Annotated in this window: 11 protein-coding genes; 6 read left to right on the forward strand and 5 right to left on the reverse strand. The window is 69.2% G+C overall.

Translation table 11 applies throughout. The annotated features are described in order from the left end of the window. Nucleotides 1-2: 2 nt before the first annotated feature. Genes glgX through treY form a run of 4 tightly spaced genes read left to right on the forward strand, consistent with a single transcriptional unit; the run spans nucleotide 3 to nucleotide 8042 of the window. Complete coding sequence (gene glgX / locus ACU5AX_RS07215; RefSeq protein ID WP_446690231.1) at nucleotides 3-2105, forward strand: glycogen debranching protein GlgX; 2103 nt, start codon at nucleotides 3-5, stop codon at nucleotides 2103-2105. Then, a complete protein-coding gene (gene treZ, locus ACU5AX_RS07220) occupies nucleotides 2102-3793 on the forward strand; it encodes a malto-oligosyltrehalose trehalohydrolase (protein WP_446690232.1) in 1692 nt (563 codons plus the stop codon). The genes glgX and treZ overlap by 4 nt, the downstream gene beginning before the upstream one ends. Further along, nucleotides 3790-5715 (forward strand): 4-alpha-glucanotransferase, encoded by a 1926-nt coding sequence (malQ, locus tag ACU5AX_RS07225; RefSeq protein WP_446690233.1) that lies wholly within the window; start codon nucleotides 3790-3792, stop codon nucleotides 5713-5715. Before treZ ends, malQ begins: the two co-directional genes overlap by 4 nt. Next, nucleotides 5712-8042, forward strand: coding sequence for a malto-oligosyltrehalose synthase (gene treY, locus ACU5AX_RS07230; protein WP_446690234.1), 2331 nt, complete (start codon nucleotides 5712-5714; stop codon nucleotides 8040-8042). Before malQ ends, treY begins: the two co-directional genes overlap by 4 nt. A gap of 84 nt (nucleotides 8043-8126) precedes the next feature. Here the strand turns inward: treY and pncB are convergent, their stop codons facing one another. Beyond that, on the reverse strand, nucleotides 8127-9431 hold the full coding sequence (gene pncB, locus ACU5AX_RS07235) for a nicotinate phosphoribosyltransferase (RefSeq protein ID WP_446690235.1): 1305 nt from the start codon (nucleotides 9429-9431) through the stop codon (nucleotides 8127-8129). Between pncB and ACU5AX_RS07240 the strand changes: the two genes are divergently transcribed. Then, nucleotides 9430-10968, forward strand: a complete 1539-nt coding sequence (locus ACU5AX_RS07240) for a deoxyribodipyrimidine photo-lyase (protein WP_446690236.1) — start codon at nucleotides 9430-9432, stop codon at nucleotides 10966-10968. The two genes, pncB and ACU5AX_RS07240, sit on opposite strands and share 2 nt — an antisense overlap. Nucleotides 10969-10998: 30 nt before the next feature. Here ACU5AX_RS07240 and ACU5AX_RS07245 read toward each other — a convergent pair whose 3' ends face one another. From ACU5AX_RS07245 to ACU5AX_RS07255, 3 genes are read right to left on the reverse strand one after another with little or no spacing between them, the layout of a single operon-like run. After that, nucleotides 10999-12246, reverse strand: coding sequence for an adenosylmethionine--8-amino-7-oxononanoate transaminase (locus ACU5AX_RS07245; protein ID WP_446690237.1), 1248 nt, complete (start codon nucleotides 12244-12246; stop codon nucleotides 10999-11001). After that, a complete protein-coding gene (gene bioD / locus ACU5AX_RS07250; RefSeq protein WP_446690238.1) occupies nucleotides 12243-12866 on the reverse strand; it encodes a dethiobiotin synthase in 624 nt (207 codons plus the stop codon). Before bioD ends, ACU5AX_RS07245 begins: the two co-directional genes overlap by 4 nt. Further along, entirely contained in the window at nucleotides 12863-13987 is a 1125-nt protein-coding gene (locus ACU5AX_RS07255) for an 8-amino-7-oxononanoate synthase (protein ID WP_446690239.1), read from the reverse strand. The genes bioD and ACU5AX_RS07255 overlap by 4 nt, the downstream gene beginning before the upstream one ends. 118 nt (nucleotides 13988-14105) lie before the next feature. Here ACU5AX_RS07255 and ACU5AX_RS07260 point away from each other — a divergent pair, with 118 nt between their 5' ends. Further along, nucleotides 14106-15005, forward strand: a complete 900-nt coding sequence (locus ACU5AX_RS07260; protein WP_446690240.1) for an SGNH/GDSL hydrolase family protein — start codon at nucleotides 14106-14108, stop codon at nucleotides 15003-15005. A gap of 9 nt (nucleotides 15006-15014) precedes the next feature. Here ACU5AX_RS07260 and ACU5AX_RS07265 read toward each other — a convergent pair whose 3' ends face one another. Next, complete coding sequence (locus ACU5AX_RS07265) at nucleotides 15015-17045, reverse strand: hybrid sensor histidine kinase/response regulator (RefSeq protein ID WP_446690241.1); 2031 nt, start codon at nucleotides 17043-17045, stop codon at nucleotides 15015-15017. Nucleotides 17046-17102: the final 57 nt, after the last annotated feature.

A 17102-nucleotide genomic window follows, 5' to 3' on the forward strand; every position in this document is an offset into this window, starting at 1 on the left:
ACGTGTCATCCTTGCCCGACCGGCTCGAGCCGGGCTCGCCCTATCCGCTGGGCGCAACCTTCGATGGCCTCGGCGTCAATTTCGCCGTCTATTCCGCCAATGCCGATCGCATCGAACTGTGCCTGTTCGACCCGTCGGGCAAGCGCGAGATCGGGCGGATCGCCCTGCCCGAATGCACCGACGAGGTGTTCCACGGCTATCTGCCCGACGCGGGGCCGGGCCTGCTCTACGGCTATCGCGCGCATGGTCGCTACGCGCCGGAGGAAGGGCATCGCTTCAACCCCAACAAGCTGCTGCTCGACCCCTATGCGCGGCGGCTGGCCGGCCAGATCAAATGGACGGATGCGCTGCACGGCTACAAGGTCGGCCATGCCAGGGAAGATCTGAGCTTCGACAAGCGCGACAGCGCGCCGGCCATGCCTAAGGCGGTGGTGGTCGACGACCATTGGGACTGGTCGCGCGACACCAAGCCGAACACGCCCTGGTCGGAAACGGTGATCTACGAAGCGCACGTTAAGGGCCTCACCAAGCTGATGGAGCTGGTCCCCGCGCGCGAACGCGGCACCTATGCGGCACTCGGCCATCCCGCGGTGATCGCACATCTCAAGCGGATCGGCGTCACCGCGCTCGAACTGCTGCCGATCCATGCCTTCACGCAGGACCGGTTCCTGCAGGAAAAGGGGCTGAAGAACTATTGGGGCTATAACACGCTCGGCTTCTTCGCGCCCGAACGGGCCTATATGGCGTCGGACCATCAGGACGAGCTGCGCCGCGCCGTGCACCGGCTGCACAAGGCGGGGATCGAGGTGATCCTCGACGTCGTCTACAACCATACCTGCGAGGGCAGCGAAAAGGGCCCGACGCTGTCGTGGCGCGGCCTCGACAACGCCAGTTACTACCGGTTGGTCAAGGATCAGCCACGCTATACGATCAACGACACGGGAACGGGCAACACGCTGAACCTCAGCAAGGCGCGCGTCATCCAGATGGTGACCGACTCGCTGCGCTATTGGGCGACCAGTTTCGGCATCGACGGCTTCCGCTTCGACCTCGGCCTGACGCTGGGGCGCGAGGACCATGGCTTCGACCCGGGCGCCGCCTTTTTCGACGTGGTGCGGCAGGATCCGGTGCTCGGCCGACTGAAGCTGATGGGCGAGCCGTGGGACGTCGGCCCCGGCGGCTATCAGCTCGGCAACTTTCCGCCGGGCTTCGCCGAGTGGAACGACAAATATCGCGACACGGTGCGCCGCTTCTGGCGCGGCGATCCGGGCCAGCGCGGCGAGCTGGCGGCGCGTCTGTCGGGATCGGGCGACCTGTTCGACCGGCGCGCCCGCCGGCCGTGGGCGAGCATCAACCTGCTCTCCGCACATGATGGTTTCACCCTCGCCGACACGGTGATGTACGAGGACCGCCACAACGAGGCGAACAAGGAAGACAATCGCGACGGCCATTCCGAAAACTATTCGCGTAATTGGGGTGCCGAGGGGCCGACCGACGATCCCGCGATCAACGACGCGCGCGGCCGCGTCATGCGGTCGATGCTGACCACGCTGCTTGCCTCGCTGGGTACGCCGATGCTGGTCGCCGGCGACGAATTCGGCCGCACTCAGCAAGGCAACAATAACGCCTATTGCCAGGACAATGCGATCAGCTGGCTCGACTGGAACGCGGCGGCGTCGGAAGATGGCCAGCGTCAGATCGACTTCGTCGGCAGGCTGACCGAGCTGCGCCGGCGCTATCCCGTGCTGCGCGCCGCGACGTTCCTCTACGGTCAGGATTCGCCGGGACAGGGCGTCAACGACATCGAATGGTGGGACGAACGGGGGCAGCAGCTGAGCCCGGAGGATTGGGACAATCCGGACGGCCGAGCGCTGATGATGCGCCGCGCGACCCGCAACGACGCCGGCGAGCTGGAGGCGGTATCGCTGCTGCTCAACGGCTCGGCTGAACCGATCACCTTCCACCTGCCCCCGCCGCAGGCGACGCGGACGGTGCTGATCGACAGTGCCAAGCCCGATCAGGGCGAGTTGACGGTCGACGACACCTATGAGGTGGCGCCGCAGGGCGCGGTGCTGCTGACCTGGACCGGAGCGTTCGAGGCATGAATTGGGGCCCGCAGCCGCTCGGCGAAGATCGCACCCGCTTTTCGCTTTGGGCGCCCGATCGCGATGCGGTGACGCTAGAGATCGACGGCGGAGCCTCGCTGGCGATGACGCGGTCCGACCAGGGCCGGTTCAGCGCGGATGCGGATGCGGCGGCGGGAAGCCGCTATCGTTTCCGGCTGGATGCGGACACCGTCGTCCCCGACCCCGCCTCGCGAGCGCAGCACGATGGGGTGCACGGCTGGAGCGTGGTCGTCGATCCGGCGTTCGACTGGCGGACCGCCGGCTGGCGGGGGCGACCCTGGCAAGAGACGGTGCTGCTGGAGGTCCATGCCGGCACGCTTGGCGGCTTCCGCGGCGTGGCGGAGCATCTGGCCGACTGGGCGGCATTGGGCGTCACCGCAATCGAGCTGATGCCGGTCAACGCCTTCGGCGGCACGCGCAACTGGGGCTATGACGGCGTCCTGCCCTATGCGGTGGCGGAGAGCTACGGCACGCCCGCGGACCTCAAGGCGCTGGTCGATGCGGCGCACGGCCATGGCCTGTCCGTCTTCCTCGACGTCGTCTACAACCACTTCGGTCCGGACGGAAACTACCTCGGCGCCTATGCTGGCGGCTTCTTCCATCCGGAGGTGGAGACGCCATGGGGCGGCGCCATCGCGGTCGACGCACCGGCGGTGCATCGGTTCTTCGTCGACAATGCGCTGATGTGGCTCAGCGACTATCGCTTCGACGGCCTGCGGTTCGACGCCGTCCACGCGCTGCAAAACGACGATTTCCTCGATGCCATGGCGAAGGAGATACGTGCGGCGCTGCCCGATCGCCACGTCCATCTGGTGCTCGAGAACGAGCGCAACGACGCCGGCCGGCTGACCCCGACGACGTTCGACGCGCAGTGGAACGATGATTTCCACAACGTGCTGCACGTCCTGCTGACCGGGGAGAGCAGCGCCTATTATGGCGACTTCGCCGACCGGCCGGCCGAACGGCTGGCCCGATGCCTCAGCGAAGGGTTCATCTACCAGGGCGAGGGATCGCCCAACCACGACGGCAAGCCGCGTGGCAAGCCCAGCGCACACCTGGCGCCGACGCGCTTCGTGTCGTTCCTGCAGAACCACGACCAGATCGGCAATCGCGCGATGGGCGAGCGGCTGACGGTGCTGACCGATGCGGCAAGACTGCGCGCGGCGACGGCGCTGTTGCTGCTCTGCCCGCAAATTCCCCTGCTATTCATGGGGGACGCCGATGGCAGCGAGACGCCGTTCCTGTTCTTCACCGACTTCCACGACGAACTGGCCGATGCGGTGCGCGAGGGGCGGCGCAAGGAATTCGCCAAGTTCGACGCGTTCGCCGACAAAGCCGCGCGCGAAGCGATCCCCGATCCCAATGCGCTGGCGACCTTCGACGCCTCGCGCCCCCGCTCCGGCCCGGACGCCGCGGCATGGCGGGCGCTTTACGCCGACCTGCTCGCCAAACGGCGGTCGCGAATTGTACCGCATCTTGCCGAAGCGAGCGGGATCGGGGCGCAGGCGACCGGCCCGGCGGCGGTGATCGCGCGCTGGCGGCTCGGCGACGGCGGCGTGCTGACGATCGCGATCGATCTTGCCGACACGCCGGCGCCCCTGCCGGACGTGAGCGGCGAACTGCTGCATGCCGAAGGCGACCGGTTCCGCGCCTGGATCGGGCGATGACGGGCGGCGCGTCCGATCTTCACGCGAGGGCAGCGGCGGTCGGCCTGTGTCGCGAATGGCAGAATGCCGACGGCCGGCAGCATATTGTCGCGGACGACGTGCTCGACGCGATCCTGGCGACGCTCGACACGTGCGGCGGCGACCGGGCGTTCGTCAGCGGCGATGTCGGTGCTGCGGTTCGCCTGCCCGACGGCGCGCCACAGGGCGCCGCCGAACTGATGCTGGAAGGCGGTGCCCGGCGGACCGTAACGATCGCCGACGGCATGCTGCCGGCAATCGCCGAGCCCGGTTACCACCGGTTGCACATCGGCGACACCGCGATCGATCTCGCCATTGCCCCGCCGACCTGTCGGTCGCTGCCTGACGGCCGATTCTGGGGTGCGGCGGTGCAGATTCCGGCGCTTCGCGGGCGATCCGATACGGCTTATGGCGATCTCGGCACGCTTGCCGACGCCGCACGCGCCTTCGCCGCCGCCGGTGCGCAGGCGCTGGCGATCAGCCCGACCCACGCCTTGTTTCCGGCCGATGCTGGCCGCTTCAGCCCCTATGCGCCCTCGTCGCGGTTGTTCCATCATGCCCTGCTCGCCGATCCGGCGCTGATCGGCGCGACGCCGCCGCCCGCCCCGGTGCAGCCATTGATCGATTGGTCCGATGCCCTGCCGGCGCGGCTCGCCTGGCTGCGGCAGGTCTTCGATGGAGCCCCGGCGGCGCTGCTCGAACCGTTCCGCCACGATCGCGCCGGACGGGACGATCTCGATGCGCAGGCGCGGTTCGATGCGCTGCATGCGCATTTCTTCGCCGCCAACCGGGCATCGGGCTGGCAGGATTGGCCCGCGCAATATCACGATCCCGCCGGCGAGGCCGTTGCCCGCTATGCCGCCGAGCATGCGTCGGACGTCGACTTCTATGCCTTTCTGCAATGGCTGGCCGAGCAAAGCCTCGCCGCCGCGCAACAGGCGGCCCGCGACGCGGGCATGCGGATCGGCCTGATCGCGGACCTTGCCGTCGGCATGGATGCCGGCGGCGCGCACGGCTGGAGCCGGCGCGACGACCTGCTCACCGGCCTGTCGATCGGCGCACCGCCCGATCCGCTCGGGCCGCAGGGGCAGGATTGGGGGATCACCGCTCTGTCGCCCTTCGCCTTGCGGCGGACCGGATTCGACGCCTTCATCCGCACCGTGCGAGCAACCGTCTGTCACGCCGGCGGCATCCGCATCGACCACGCCCTCGGCCTCAAGCGGCTTTGGGTGATCCCGGCGGGGCGGCCATCGCACGAGGGCGCCTATCTCGCGATGCCGTTCGACGATCTGTTGCGCATCCTGGCGATCGAATCGCATCGCGCCGGAGCGGTGGTGATCGGCGAGGATCTCGGCACCGTGCCCCCCGGGTTCCGGGATACGATGGCCGAACGCCGGCTCTACGGCATGCGCGTGCTGCCGTTCGAGCGCGACAAACAGGGTCGCTTCACGGACCCGGCCGACTGGGATGCGTGCGCGGTAGCGATGACCGGCACGCATGACACGGCGACGTTGGCCGGCTGGTGGAGCGGGCGCGACATCACCTGGGCGCACAAGCTGAAGCGCAGCGACGGCGACGAGGCGACCGAGCGCGTCCGACGCATCGGCGAGCGCAAGCAGCTCTGGACCACGGCGACCGAGGCGGGCGTGGCGAAGGGGCCGATGCCCAACGACCCCGCCCCCGCGGTCGACGCGGCGCTGGCGCTGACCGCGACGGCGCGCTGCCCCCTGCTGATCGTGCCGATCGAGGATCTGGTCGGGATTGAGGAACAGCCCAATCTGCCCGGCACCACCGACGAACATCCCAACTGGCGCCGGCGGCTGCCCGACACGACCGCGGCGCTGCTCGCCCGGCCGGAGGTCACGCGCCGTACCGCCCTGCTCAACGAAGCGAGACCCGCATGACGCCCCGCGCCACCTACCGCTTCCAGTTCCACAAGGACTTCCGCTTCGAGGCGGCGGAGGCGCTGCTGCCCTATCTCGACGCGCTCGGGATCAGCCACATCTACGCCTCGCCGATCACCGTCGCCGCGGCCGGATCGATGCACGGCTATGACGTGATCGATCCGACGCGGATCAATCCCGAACTCGGCGGCGAGGAAGCCTTCCGTTCGCTGGCCAAGGCGGCGCAGGCGCGCGGCATGGGGATCATCATCGACATCGTCCCCAACCACATGGGCGTCGCCGGCGGCGGCAATGCCTGGTGGAACGACGTACTGGCCAAGGGGCAGGCAAGCGAGTTCGCGCCGGTGTTCGACATCGACTGGCCGGCGTCGGACGGCCGGCTGGTGCTGCCGGTGCTCGGAGCGCCGCTGTCGCAGGTGCTCGCCGACGGCGACTTGACGGTGGAGCGCGACGGCGACCGCTGGGTACTGGTCGCTTATGGCGAGCATCGCTTTCCGATCCGCCCGGAGGATCAGGCGGAGGCCGATCGCCTGCCGCTCGCCGAGCTCGTCGACCGCCAGCATTACCGGCTCGCCAGCTGGCGGGTGGCGAATGACGAATTGAACTGGCGGCGCTTCTTCACCGTCAACGATCTTGCCGGCGTGCGGATCGAGGATCCGGCGGTGTTTGAGGCGACGCACACCCTGTATGTCCGGCTGTACGAGGACGGGCTGATCGAGGGCGTGCGCGTCGACCATGTCGACGGACTGACCGATCCGATTGGCTATTGCCGCACGTTGCGCGAGCGGCTGGGGCCGGATGCGTGGATCGTCATCGAGAAAATTCTGGGCGTTGGCGAGCCGCAGCCGACCGGCTGGGGCGTCGACGGCACCAGCGGCTACGACTTCATGGAGCTGGTCGGCACGCTGATCCACGATCCGGCAGGTGCACTGGCGCTGGCGGAGCAATGGGACGCGATCAGCCGCCGCGGCGAGTTCTTCGAGGTCGAAGAATATGAGGCGCGGCAGGAGCTGCTGTCCTGGCAATTCGCCGGACAGCTGGACGGCTGCGTCGCGGCATTTGCCGCGCTCGCCGCGTCGACGCCGGACGGCGACGGCATCACCGCCGCCATGCTACGCCGCGCGATCGAGCGGCTGCTGTGGCGCTTCCCCGTCTACCGCACCTATGGCACCGGCGACGATGCGCCGGAGCGGGACGCACGCACGCGCGATATCGCGCGCGAGCGGATTGCGGGCCTGATCCCGCCGGGCGAGGCCCCGATCACCGATCTGATCCTGTCGTGGCTGGCGGGTGACGGTCCGGGTGATCCCGGGCTGGCGGCGGAGGCGGTGCGGCGCTTCCAGCAACTGTCCGCGCCCATCGCCGCCAAGGCGGTGGAGGATACCGCCTTCTACCGCTATGGCCGGTTGATCAGCCGCAACGACGTCGGCGCGGATGCCGAGACACTGGGGGTTTCGGTCGAGGACTTCCATCGGCAGATCATCGAGCGCGCCCGTGACGTGCCGCGTGCGATGCTGACCACCGCCACGCACGACCACAAGCGGGGCGAGGACGTGCGCGCGCGGCTCGCGGTGCTGAGCGCGCGGCCCGACGCCTGGCAGTCACGCGCGCAGCGCTGGATGCGGCTGCACGGGGACCGGGAGGTCAACGCGGCGGATCGCTACATGCTGTTGCAGACGCTGGTCGGCGTGTGGCCGGAGGATGGCGTCCATGCAGACGTCGCAGAGCGGGTCAAGGCGTGGCAGCAGAAGGCGCTGCGCGAGGCCAAATTGCGCTCGTCGTGGGAAGCGCCCGACGAAGCCTATGAAGAGGAGGCGGCGGGGCTGGTCGACGACCTTCTCGGCGACGAGGCCTTCGTCAGCGAGCTGATGGACTATGTCGCCGAACTGGCGCCGGCGGCAACGGCGAACACGCTGGTACAGGTGCTGCTGCGCTACACGCTGCCAGGCGTTCCGGACCTGTATCAGGGGACGGAGCTCGCCGACCTCAGCCTGGTCGATCCGGACAACCGCCGGCCGGTCGACTATGACCTTCGCCAACGGCTGTTGGCGCAAGGGATGCCGGCGAAGATGCGGCTGATCGCCGACCTGCTCGCCTTGCGGCGCGCCGAACCGGTGCTGTTCGCCGATGGCGACTATCACCCAGTCGAGGTGTCGGGCAGCGACCGTGTGGTGGCGTTCACGCGCAGCGCGAACGGCAGGACGCTGAAGGTCGCGGCGTTGATCCGAGGGGTCGACGTGCCGGAGGCGACGGTGCGGTTTTCGGGTGGCGAGCGCGCGGCGCGCGACGTCTTCGCCGAGCGTCCGCTGTGGTTCGAGATGAGGTGAAATCCTTCCCGCGCGCCGGGAAGGACGAGAGCCGATGACGGCGGGCAAAAGCGCCCCTCCTTTTCAGGAGGGGCTAAGCAGACCCTAGACCGCGACCGCCGTCGTCGTCCGGCCGTTGCCGCCGAAGATGCGCAGATAGCGCGCGATCTCCTCCGGCACGCCGGTCGCCTTGGCCGGGTTGTCGGAGAGCTTGACCGCCGGCAGGCCATTGGCGCTGACCACCTTGGCGACCAGCGAGATCGGCTCGAGGCCCGGCTGGCCGTCGGGATCGCAGCCGCGGAAGTCGTTGGTCAGATTCGTGCCCCAGCCGAAGCTCATCCGCACCCGGCCGTGGAAATGGTGGTAGACCCGCTCGATGCTGTCGACGTCCATGCCGTCGGAGAAGATCAGCAGTTTCGACGCCGGATCCTGGCCGTGCTCCTGCCACCAGCGGATGATCCGCTCGCCCGCCGCGATCGGCGGCGCGCTGTCGGGGCGGAAGCCGGTCCAGTCGGCGACCCAGGCCGGGGCATCGCGCAGGAACGCCTCCGTCCCGAAGGCGTCCGGCAGCACGACGAGCAGATTGCCGGCGTAATGCGCCTGCCATTCCTCCAGCACGCGATAGGGCGCGGCGGCGATGCCCGCGTCGGTCTGTGCGAGGGCGGCGAGCACCATCGGCAGCTCGTGCGCATTGGTGCCGATCGCCTCCAGATCGTTGTCCATCGCCAGCAGCACGTTGGAGGTGCCGACCATCCGCGGCCCCAGCCCCTCCTTCAACGCCTCGACGCACCAGCGCTGCCACAGGAAGCCGTGCCGCCGCCGCGTGCCGAAGTCGGAGAGGACGAGATCAGGCAGTTCGCGCAACCGCTCCACCTTGTCCCACAGCTTGGCCTTGGCGCGGGCGTAGAGTACGTCGAGTGCGAACCGGCCCTTGTCGCGCATCGCGGCGCGGGCGCGCAGTTCGTTGACGATGGCGAGCGCCGGGATTTCCCACATCGTCGTATGGGTCCAGGGTCCCTCGAAGGTCAGTTCGAACTGACAGTCGACGACATGCAGTTCGTAGGGCGGCAGGCGGAAGTCGGCGAGCCAGGCGATGAAGTCGGGCGCGAACATCTGCGCCCGACCGTAGAAGCTGTTGCCCGCCAGCCAGATCAGCTCCTTCTTGGCGAAGCGGAGGGTGCGCGCATGATCGAGCTGCGCGCGCAGCTCGCCCTCGTCGATCACCTCCGCCAGCCGCACCGACGTGGTGCGGTTGATCAGGCGGAAGGTCGCCTGCACATCGCCATGCAGATGCCGGATCATCTGCAGCATCAGCAATTTATAGAAATCGGTGTCGAGCAGGCTGCGCACGATCGGATCGAGCCGCCAATTATGATCCCAGGTGCGCGTGGCGATATCGGTGACGGCCATGGCGCGCGGCTTGCCTGACACCGAACCCGTCGGCAAGCGTTGGGCCGGCATGAGCGATACCCTTCCCAAGCCGCTGGCCGACTGGAACGAGGCCCCGCGCGTGCGCGCCATGACTGCGGCGGCAACGCCGGCCAAGGCGGATTACGTGCTGTGCTGGCTGCAACAGGCGCTGCGCGGGCACGACAATCCGGTGATCGACGCGGCGGTGCGACTGGGCAACGCCGCCGGCCTGCCAGTGCTGGTCTATCACGGCCTGCGGGAGGATTATCCCTACGCCTCCGACCGGTTGCACCGCTTCATCCTCGGCGCGTCGCGCGAGCTGGCGCGGCAATGCCGCGACCGCGGCCTGCGCTGCATCCAATATGTCGATCGCGCCGGCAAGCGCGAGAAGGGTCTGGTCTACCGCCTCGCCGAACGCGCCGCGGCGGTGGTGGTGGAGGACCAGCCTGCCTTCGTGGCGCAATGGCAGGCGGAACGGGTGGCGGACAAGAGCGGCCGGCCCGTTTATGCGGTCAACGCCGCCTGCACCGTCCCGCCCGCGGTGCTGAAGGACGACATCCGCGCGACCAGCGCCTTCCGCCGCCGACACGAGGAGGTGCGCGAGCAATGGTATGAGGGGCATGACAAGGAGCCGGAGCGGCCGGCCTATGACGGCCCCCTGCCCTACGAGCCCGACGATCTGACGACGATGGACGATGCCGCGCTCGACGCGCTGATCGCCGGGCTTGCCATCGATCACGACCTGCCGCCGGCGCCGCGCTTCCCGGCGACGCGCGCGGCGATCACCGATCGGCTGACCCGGCTGGCCGAGGAGGTGCTGCCCCGCTACGCCGAGGCGCGGGGTGACGCCTCGCGCGACGATGGCGCGAGCGAGCTGTCGCCCTATCTCCATTTCGGCATGATCGGCCCGCGCGAGGTCATCGCCACCGTCCAGGCGGCGGATGTGTCGGCGGAAAAGCGCCGCAAATATCTGGACGAATTGCTCACCTGGCGCGAGTGGTTCCACTACAAGGCGCGGCGGATGCGCGTGCCGGAAAGCTATGCCCGGCTGCCCGAATATGCCCGGCGCGAGCTGGCCGAACATGCCAAGGACGAACGGCCGAACCGCGAGACGCTGCATGCGTTGGTCCATGGCGAGACCGACAACGAAAGCTGGAACGCCTGTCAGAAACAGTTCCTGCTCGACGGCTGGATGCACAACAACGTGCGGATGTTCTGGGCGAAATGGCTGATCCAGATGACGCCGAGTCCGGAAGAAGGCTGGGCGACCGCCTGTTACCTCAACGACCGGTTCAGTCTGGATGGCCGCGATCCGTCGACCTACGGCAACATCGCCTGGGCGTTCGGGGATTCGGCGCCGGGCTACGGCCGACGGCCGATCTACGGGCTGGTTGCCTATCGGACCGACGCATCGATCCGCAAGCAGAAGAACGGTCCGGCGTGGCTGGCGGAGCAGGCGGCACGGCCGGCGATCAAGGTGCATGTGCCGCGCAAGCCGCCCAAGGATCCGTATATCAGCGAGAAGGTGCCGATCTGATCGTTGCAGTCCGTTGATCGGGGCGATGCTTCAAAGGGCCGCCGCCTCGGCGATCGCCGCATAGATCGCATCCAGGTCGTCATCGCCGATGCAATAGGGCGGCATGACATAGACCGTCGTGCCGAGCGGCCGGAGCAGCAGACCCCGCTCGCGGAAGAAGGCGAGCAGTCTCGGCGACCGTTCGGACAGATAGCCGCCGTCGCCACCCGGCAGGTCGACCGCGGCGATCGTGCCGAGCTGGCGCGGATTGGCGACGCCGGGCGTCTGCGCCAAAGCGGCCAGCCGCGTGCGCTGGCGATCGGCGAGCGACGCGATCCGTTCCCGCACCGGCTCTTCGCGCCAGATGGCGAGGTTCGCCGCCGCCGCCGCACAGGCGATCGGATTGGCGGTGTAGCTGGACGAGTGGAAGAACATCCGCGATCGGTCGGCGGCGTAATGCGCCTGATAGATGGGCTCGATCGCCATGGTCACGGCCAGCGGCACCGCGCCGCCGGTCAGCCCCTTCGACAGGCACAGAATGTCGGGCACGACGCCGGCCTGCTCGCACGCCAGCAGCGTGCCGGTGCGGCCCCAGCCGGTCATCACCTCGTCGGCGATGAACAGCACACCCGCATCCGCACACAGCCGGCGCATTTCGCTAAGCACCCAGGCGGGATAGGTCAGCATGCCTCCCGCGCCGACGATCAGCGGCTCTACGATCAGTGCGGCCGGGCTTTCCCGCAGGGCGGCGGCGAGCGCATCCAGCGCCGCCTGCTCCCGCCCCGCCGCCGGAAAGGGAATGGTCGCGACGTCGAACAGCAACGGTTCGTAGGCGCGGTTGAACGCGCCGCGCGCGCCGATCGACATCGCGCCGATCGTGTCACCGTGATAGCCGTGTTCGAGGACCAGGATGCGATGCCGCGGCTCGCCCCGATGCAGCCAATAGCCGAGCGCCATCTTCAGCGCGACTTCGACGCTGGTCGATCCCGAATCGCTGAAGAAGACGCGCGTCAGCTCGGGCGGCATGATCGCGGTGAGGCTGCGCGCGACCGCTTCGGCCGGCTCGTGCGTCCAACCGGCGAAGATGATCTGGTCGAGCCGCCCCGCCTGTTCGGCGATCGCGGCGCCGATCCGGGGATGTGCATGACCGTGCGTCGTCACCCACCATGACGAGATCGCATCGACGATCCTGCGCCCGTCGCGGGTGAACAGCGCCGCCCCCTCGGCATGGGTGACGAGCGGGATCGGCTCGCCGAGCCCGTGCTGCGTGAAGGGATGCCAGATGGGCGAATCGGTCATGCGAAATCCCGAACGTCGAAGGCGGCCGTGAAGGCCGTGGCGAGGGCGGCGGGCGTCAACGGATCGAGGCGCGGCAGGCGGCCGAGTCGGCGCACCGCGCCGATTCGTGCGATCGTCGCCTCGCTATCCTCCTGCGCGTCACCGATGAAGGCGATACCGAGGATCGGCACGCCCCGCGTCCGCAGCGCCTCGATCGACAGCAGGCTGTGGTTGATCGTGCCGAGCTGCGTTCGGGCGACCAGCACGACTGGTGCCTGCCAGCGCGCGAACAGATCGGCGTAGAGCATGTCGTCGTTCAGCGGCACGAGCACGCCGCCGGCACCTTCGACGACCAGCGGACCGTCGACGCTCGGCAGCACCAGCCGTGCCGGATCGATCGTCACGCCGTCGATCTGCGCGGCGCGATGCGGCGAACAGGGCGTGCGCAGTCGATAGGCCTCGGGCAGCAGTGCGTCGGACGGCAAGCCGGCGAGCCGGGCGACGCGTTCGCGGTCGGTGCCGTCGTCGTCCCCCGCCTGCACGGGCTTCCAGTAGCGTGCGCCGAATGCACCGGCGAGCGCGGCAGCGAAGACAGTCTTGCCGACGTCGGTGTCGGTACCGGTGACGACGATCGTGGTCATGCTTCCTCCAGGGCGGCGGCGAGGGCGTCGCCCAGGGCGTCGATCGCTGCCGCATCGACGTTGAGCGTGATCGACAGGCGCAGCCGCGCGGTGCCCGGCGCGACCGTCGGCGGCCGGATCGCGCGTATGTCGAACCCGGCCGCCTGCAATGCCGCGGCCCGCGCGACCGCGGCACCGTCGCTGCCGAGGATGACCGGGACGATCTGCGTGCCCGTCGCCGGGATGCCGAGCGAGGTCAGCCGGTCGGCCGCGTGGGTCACGAGGGCGCGCAGCGCAACCTGTCGCTCCGGCTCGTCAGCGAGGATGCGCAAGCCCTCGCGCACCGCCGCCGCCATCAGCGGCGAAGGCGCGGTCGAGAAGACGAAGCTGCGGCCGCGATTGACCAGGAAATCGCGCAGGGTCGCGGACAGGCAGACCAGGCCCCCTTCCGCCCCCAGGGCCTTGCCGCACGTATGCAGGGTGACGACGTTGGATCGTGCGTGCAGCCGGTGCGCCAGGCCGCGACCCTCCGGCCCGAACACGCCGGTGGCATGGGCTTCGTCGATGACCAGCATCGCGTCGTAGCGATCGGCGATGGCAGCCAGATCGTCCAGCGGCGCGACGTCGCCGTCCATCGAATAGAGGCTCTCGACCGCGATCCACGGCGTGCCGGTTCCGCCGTCGCGGCGCCAGCGGCGGATGGCGGCGTCGAAGGCGTCGGCGTCATTGTGGGCGGCGGCGACGCGCGGGCTGCGGCCGAGGCGCATGCCATCGTGCGCGCTGGCGTGGACATGGGCATCGTGGACGATCAGGTCCTGCGGCTGCGGCAATGTCGCGAACAGCGCCTGATTGGCGGCAAAGCCGGTGGCGAAGAACAGCGCCGTCTCGCTGCCGAAATGCACCGCCGCCTCCGCCTCCAGCGCTTCATGTTCCGGATCGTTGCCGCGCAGCAGCCGCGAGCCGCCCGAGCCGACGGCGACGCCGCGCGCCAGGGCTTCCGCCACCGCCTCGCGCAGCCGAGACGAGGCAGCAAGGCCGAGATAGTCATTGGAGGCGAAGTCGATCCCGGCCCGCGGACGCAGTTGGCGCAGGCGATCGACGGCGGCGAGGCGGGCAAGGTCGTCCTGGTGGAAACGCGACATGATGCCCGGGCTGATAGCGGCTGATCGCACGGGCGTCATCGGGCTGCACCGATCCGTCGCCGACGGCGGGACGGGCCGATATTGCCCCCCGCCCTTCCGATCTGGCATGGCCCCCGTCATGATCCGTGCCCTGATCGCCGCCACCGTCCTCGTCGCCCCCGCGCCGGCGCTCGCCCGCAACGGGCAGCGGATCGTGCCGCCGCCGGTGACCGCGACGCCGCGCACCATCCTGTTCATCGGCAACAGCTTCACGCAGGGCGCGCATTCGGCGGTGCGCAACTGGCATGCCGACCGCGTCACCGACCTGACCGGTCAGGGCTATGGCGGCGTGCCCGCCCTGTTCAAGGCGTTTACCGAGCAGGCCGGGTTGCGCTATGCGGTCAGCCTGGAGACGCAGGGCGGCCAGAGCCTCGCCTGGCATTATGACGAGCGGCGGCACCTGTTCGATCGGCCATGGGATACGGTGGTGCTGCAGGAGTTCAGCACACTCGACCGCGAGCGGCCGGGCGATCCGACCCGCTATATCGCCGCGGTCGGGCGGCTGGCGGAGCTGTTCCGCGGCCGCAACCCCAACGTCCGTATCGCGCTGACAGCGACATGGAGCCGCGCCGACCAGACCTACCGGCCGGGCGGCCATTGGTACGGGCGCGGCATCGCGGCGATGGCGGACGATCTGCGCGTCGCGGCCGATCGCGCCCGCCGCGTCAACCGGGCGAGCGAGGTCGTCGCCGTCGGTCAGGCCTGGACGCGCGCGATGGCGACGGCGGTCGCCGATCCTGACCCCTATGACGGCATCACCTACGGCCAGGTCAATCTGTGGTCGTACGACCAATATCACGCCAGCATCGCCGGCTATTATCTAGAGGCGCTGATGGTGTTCGGGCGGGTGACCGGGGTGGATCCGCGCAGCCTGGGTTCGGGCGAGCGCGCCGCGGACGAACTGGGACTGTCACCCGATCTCGCCGCGTCGCTGCAGCGCGTCGCCGCCGAACAGCTGGCAGCCGACCGCGGCCGCTGACGCCGCCGATCAGGCGCCGCTACGAAGGACCGCGCGCAGCGCACCCGACAATTGCTCGGCGGAATAGGGCTTGTGGAGCAGCGGAAAGCCGTGATCGGCGTCCTCCGCCAGCACGTGGCTGTAACCCGACGCGAGGATCACGGGCAGCGTCGGCCACCGCTCGCGCAACGTGCGGGCGAGTTCCAGCCCGCCCATCCCCGGCATCACCACGTCGGAAAAGACGACGTCATAGCCGGCGCCATTCGCCCCCAGCGCGGCGAGCGCCGATTCCCCGCTCGTCACCCAATCCGCGTCATAGCCGAGGTCGGCGAGGATTTGCGACGAGAAGGCGCCGACATCGACATTGTCCTCGACCACCAGCACCCGGCTGCCCTGCCCGCGCAGCGCGGCGGTGGCGGTGACCGCCTCGACTTGCGGCATCGGCGCCCCGACTTGCGGCAGGTAGAGGGTGAAACGGCTGCCCTCGCCGACCACGCTGTCGACGTCGATGTCACCGCCCGATTGCTTGGCGAAGCCGAACACCTGGCTGAGGCCGAGGCCGGTGCCCTTGCCGACGCCCTTGGTCGTGAAGAACGGTTCGAAGATGCTGGCGAGATGATGGGCGGGAATCCCTTCGCCACGGTCGACGATCGACACGGCGACGAACGGGCCGCCGCCGCCGCCGTGGCCGCGGATCGGCGGCAGCGGGCGGTCCGCCGCCACGCGCAGCGTGATGGTGCCGCTGCCGTCCATCGCGTCGCGGGCGTTCACCACCATGTTGACCAAGGCGGTTTCGAACTGGCTGACGTCGGCGTGGATGAAGCAGGGGGTGCCCGGCAGATCGAGCGCGATGTCGACACGCGCGCCGGTCAGCGTGTCGAGCATGTCGCCGACCTCGTCGAGCTTGGCACAAGCATCGAAGGTCTCGGGTCGCAGCGCCTGCCGCCGTGCAAAGGCGAGCAACTGCCGCGTCAGCTTGGCGGCGCGGTCGACCGTGTCCGACACCGCGTCGAGATAGCGGCGGCGGCGCTCGTCGGGCAGGTCGGGCCGCCGCAGCAGATCGACCGACGAGCGGATGATGGTGAGAAGATTGTTGAAGTCGTGCGCGACGCCGCCGGTCAGCTGGCCGACCGCCTCCATCTTCTGCGCCTGGCGCATCACCTCCTCGATCTGCTCGCGTTCGGCGATGGCGGCGGCGACGCGACCTTCGAGCAGTTCGTTCAGCGCCTCGCGCTCCTGCTCGATCCGCTTGCGCGCGGTGATGTCGAGCGACGATCCGACCAGCCCGATCACCTCGCCCGCAGCATTGCGCAGCGGCGCCTTGGTCGACAGCCAGATCGCCGACTCGCCGTCGGGGAGGCTGACCTCCTCCTCGACCTGTTCGAGCACGCCCGTCATCATGATGCGGCGATCCGTCGCCATGATCCGCCGCGCCTGTTCGGGATCGGCGAGGAATTCGGCATCCGTCCGGCCGAGATAGCGTTCCGGCGGCACGCCGATTAGCGTAGTGGTGCCGGCATTGCCGAGCAGCATCCGCCCCTGCCGGTCCTTGGCGTAGACGACGCCCGGCACCGCCTCGACGATCGCGGCGGCGAGCGCATGGGCGCGATCCCGCTCCGCCTGCATCGCCCGCTGGTGGCCGACGTCGAGCAGCACGCCGGCGAAGCGTTGCGCCGTGCCATCGGCCGCCATTTCGACGCGGCCGTTGGCCTCGATCCAATGGTAGGCGCCATCGGCACGGCGCACCCGATATTGATGGGCATAGGCGCCGCCGCGCGCGATCACCGCACCGATCGCGGCGATCAGCCCCGGCTTGTCATCGGGATGGACGGTGTCGACGATCTGATCGAAGGTCAGCGCCTCGCGATCGAGCGCCGGGTCGATACCGAAGGCCTCGGCGAGTTGCGCGTCGATGGTGAAGCGGTCGTTCGGCAGGTCCCAGAACCAGGTGCCGATGATCGCGCCGGCGGCGAGCGCGAGCTGAAGCCGCTCGCTGTCGGCGGCACCGCGTTCGATGTCACCCCCGACCCGTTCCGCCTGTCCGGCCGTTTCTTCCCCCATTCCAGCAGCATAAGCCGCCGTCCCGACAACCTAAAGCGAAAGGCGCCGCCCGGTAGC

The sequence above is a fragment of the Sphingomonas benefaciens genome, assembly GCF_052907485.1.

Coding starts and splice junctions, on each gene's coding strand:
- treZ (WP_446690232.1), top strand. CDS start 2,102: ATGAATTGGGGCCCGCAGCCGCTCGGCGAAGATCGCACCCGCTTTTCG.
- ACU5AX_RS07255 (WP_446690239.1), bottom strand. CDS start 13,987: ATGTCGCGTTTCCACCAGGACGACCTTGCCCGCCTCGCCGCCGTCGAT.
- pncB (WP_446690235.1), bottom strand. CDS start 9,431: ATGGCCGTCACCGATATCGCCACGCGCACCTGGGATCATAATTGGCGG.
- ACU5AX_RS07265 (WP_446690241.1), bottom strand. CDS start 17,045: ATGGGGGAAGAAACGGCCGGACAGGCGGAACGGGTCGGGGGTGACATC.
- ACU5AX_RS07245 (WP_446690237.1), bottom strand. CDS start 12,246: ATGACCGATTCGCCCATCTGGCATCCCTTCACGCAGCACGGGCTCGGC.
- ACU5AX_RS07240 (WP_446690236.1), top strand. CDS start 9,430: ATGGCGCGCGGCTTGCCTGACACCGAACCCGTCGGCAAGCGTTGGGCC.
- bioD (WP_446690238.1), bottom strand. CDS start 12,866: ATGACCACGATCGTCGTCACCGGTACCGACACCGACGTCGGCAAGACT.
- treY (WP_446690234.1), top strand. CDS start 5,712: ATGACGCCCCGCGCCACCTACCGCTTCCAGTTCCACAAGGACTTCCGC.
- malQ (WP_446690233.1), top strand. CDS start 3,790: ATGACGGGCGGCGCGTCCGATCTTCACGCGAGGGCAGCGGCGGTCGGC.
- ACU5AX_RS07260 (WP_446690240.1), top strand. CDS start 14,106: ATGATCCGTGCCCTGATCGCCGCCACCGTCCTCGTCGCCCCCGCGCCG.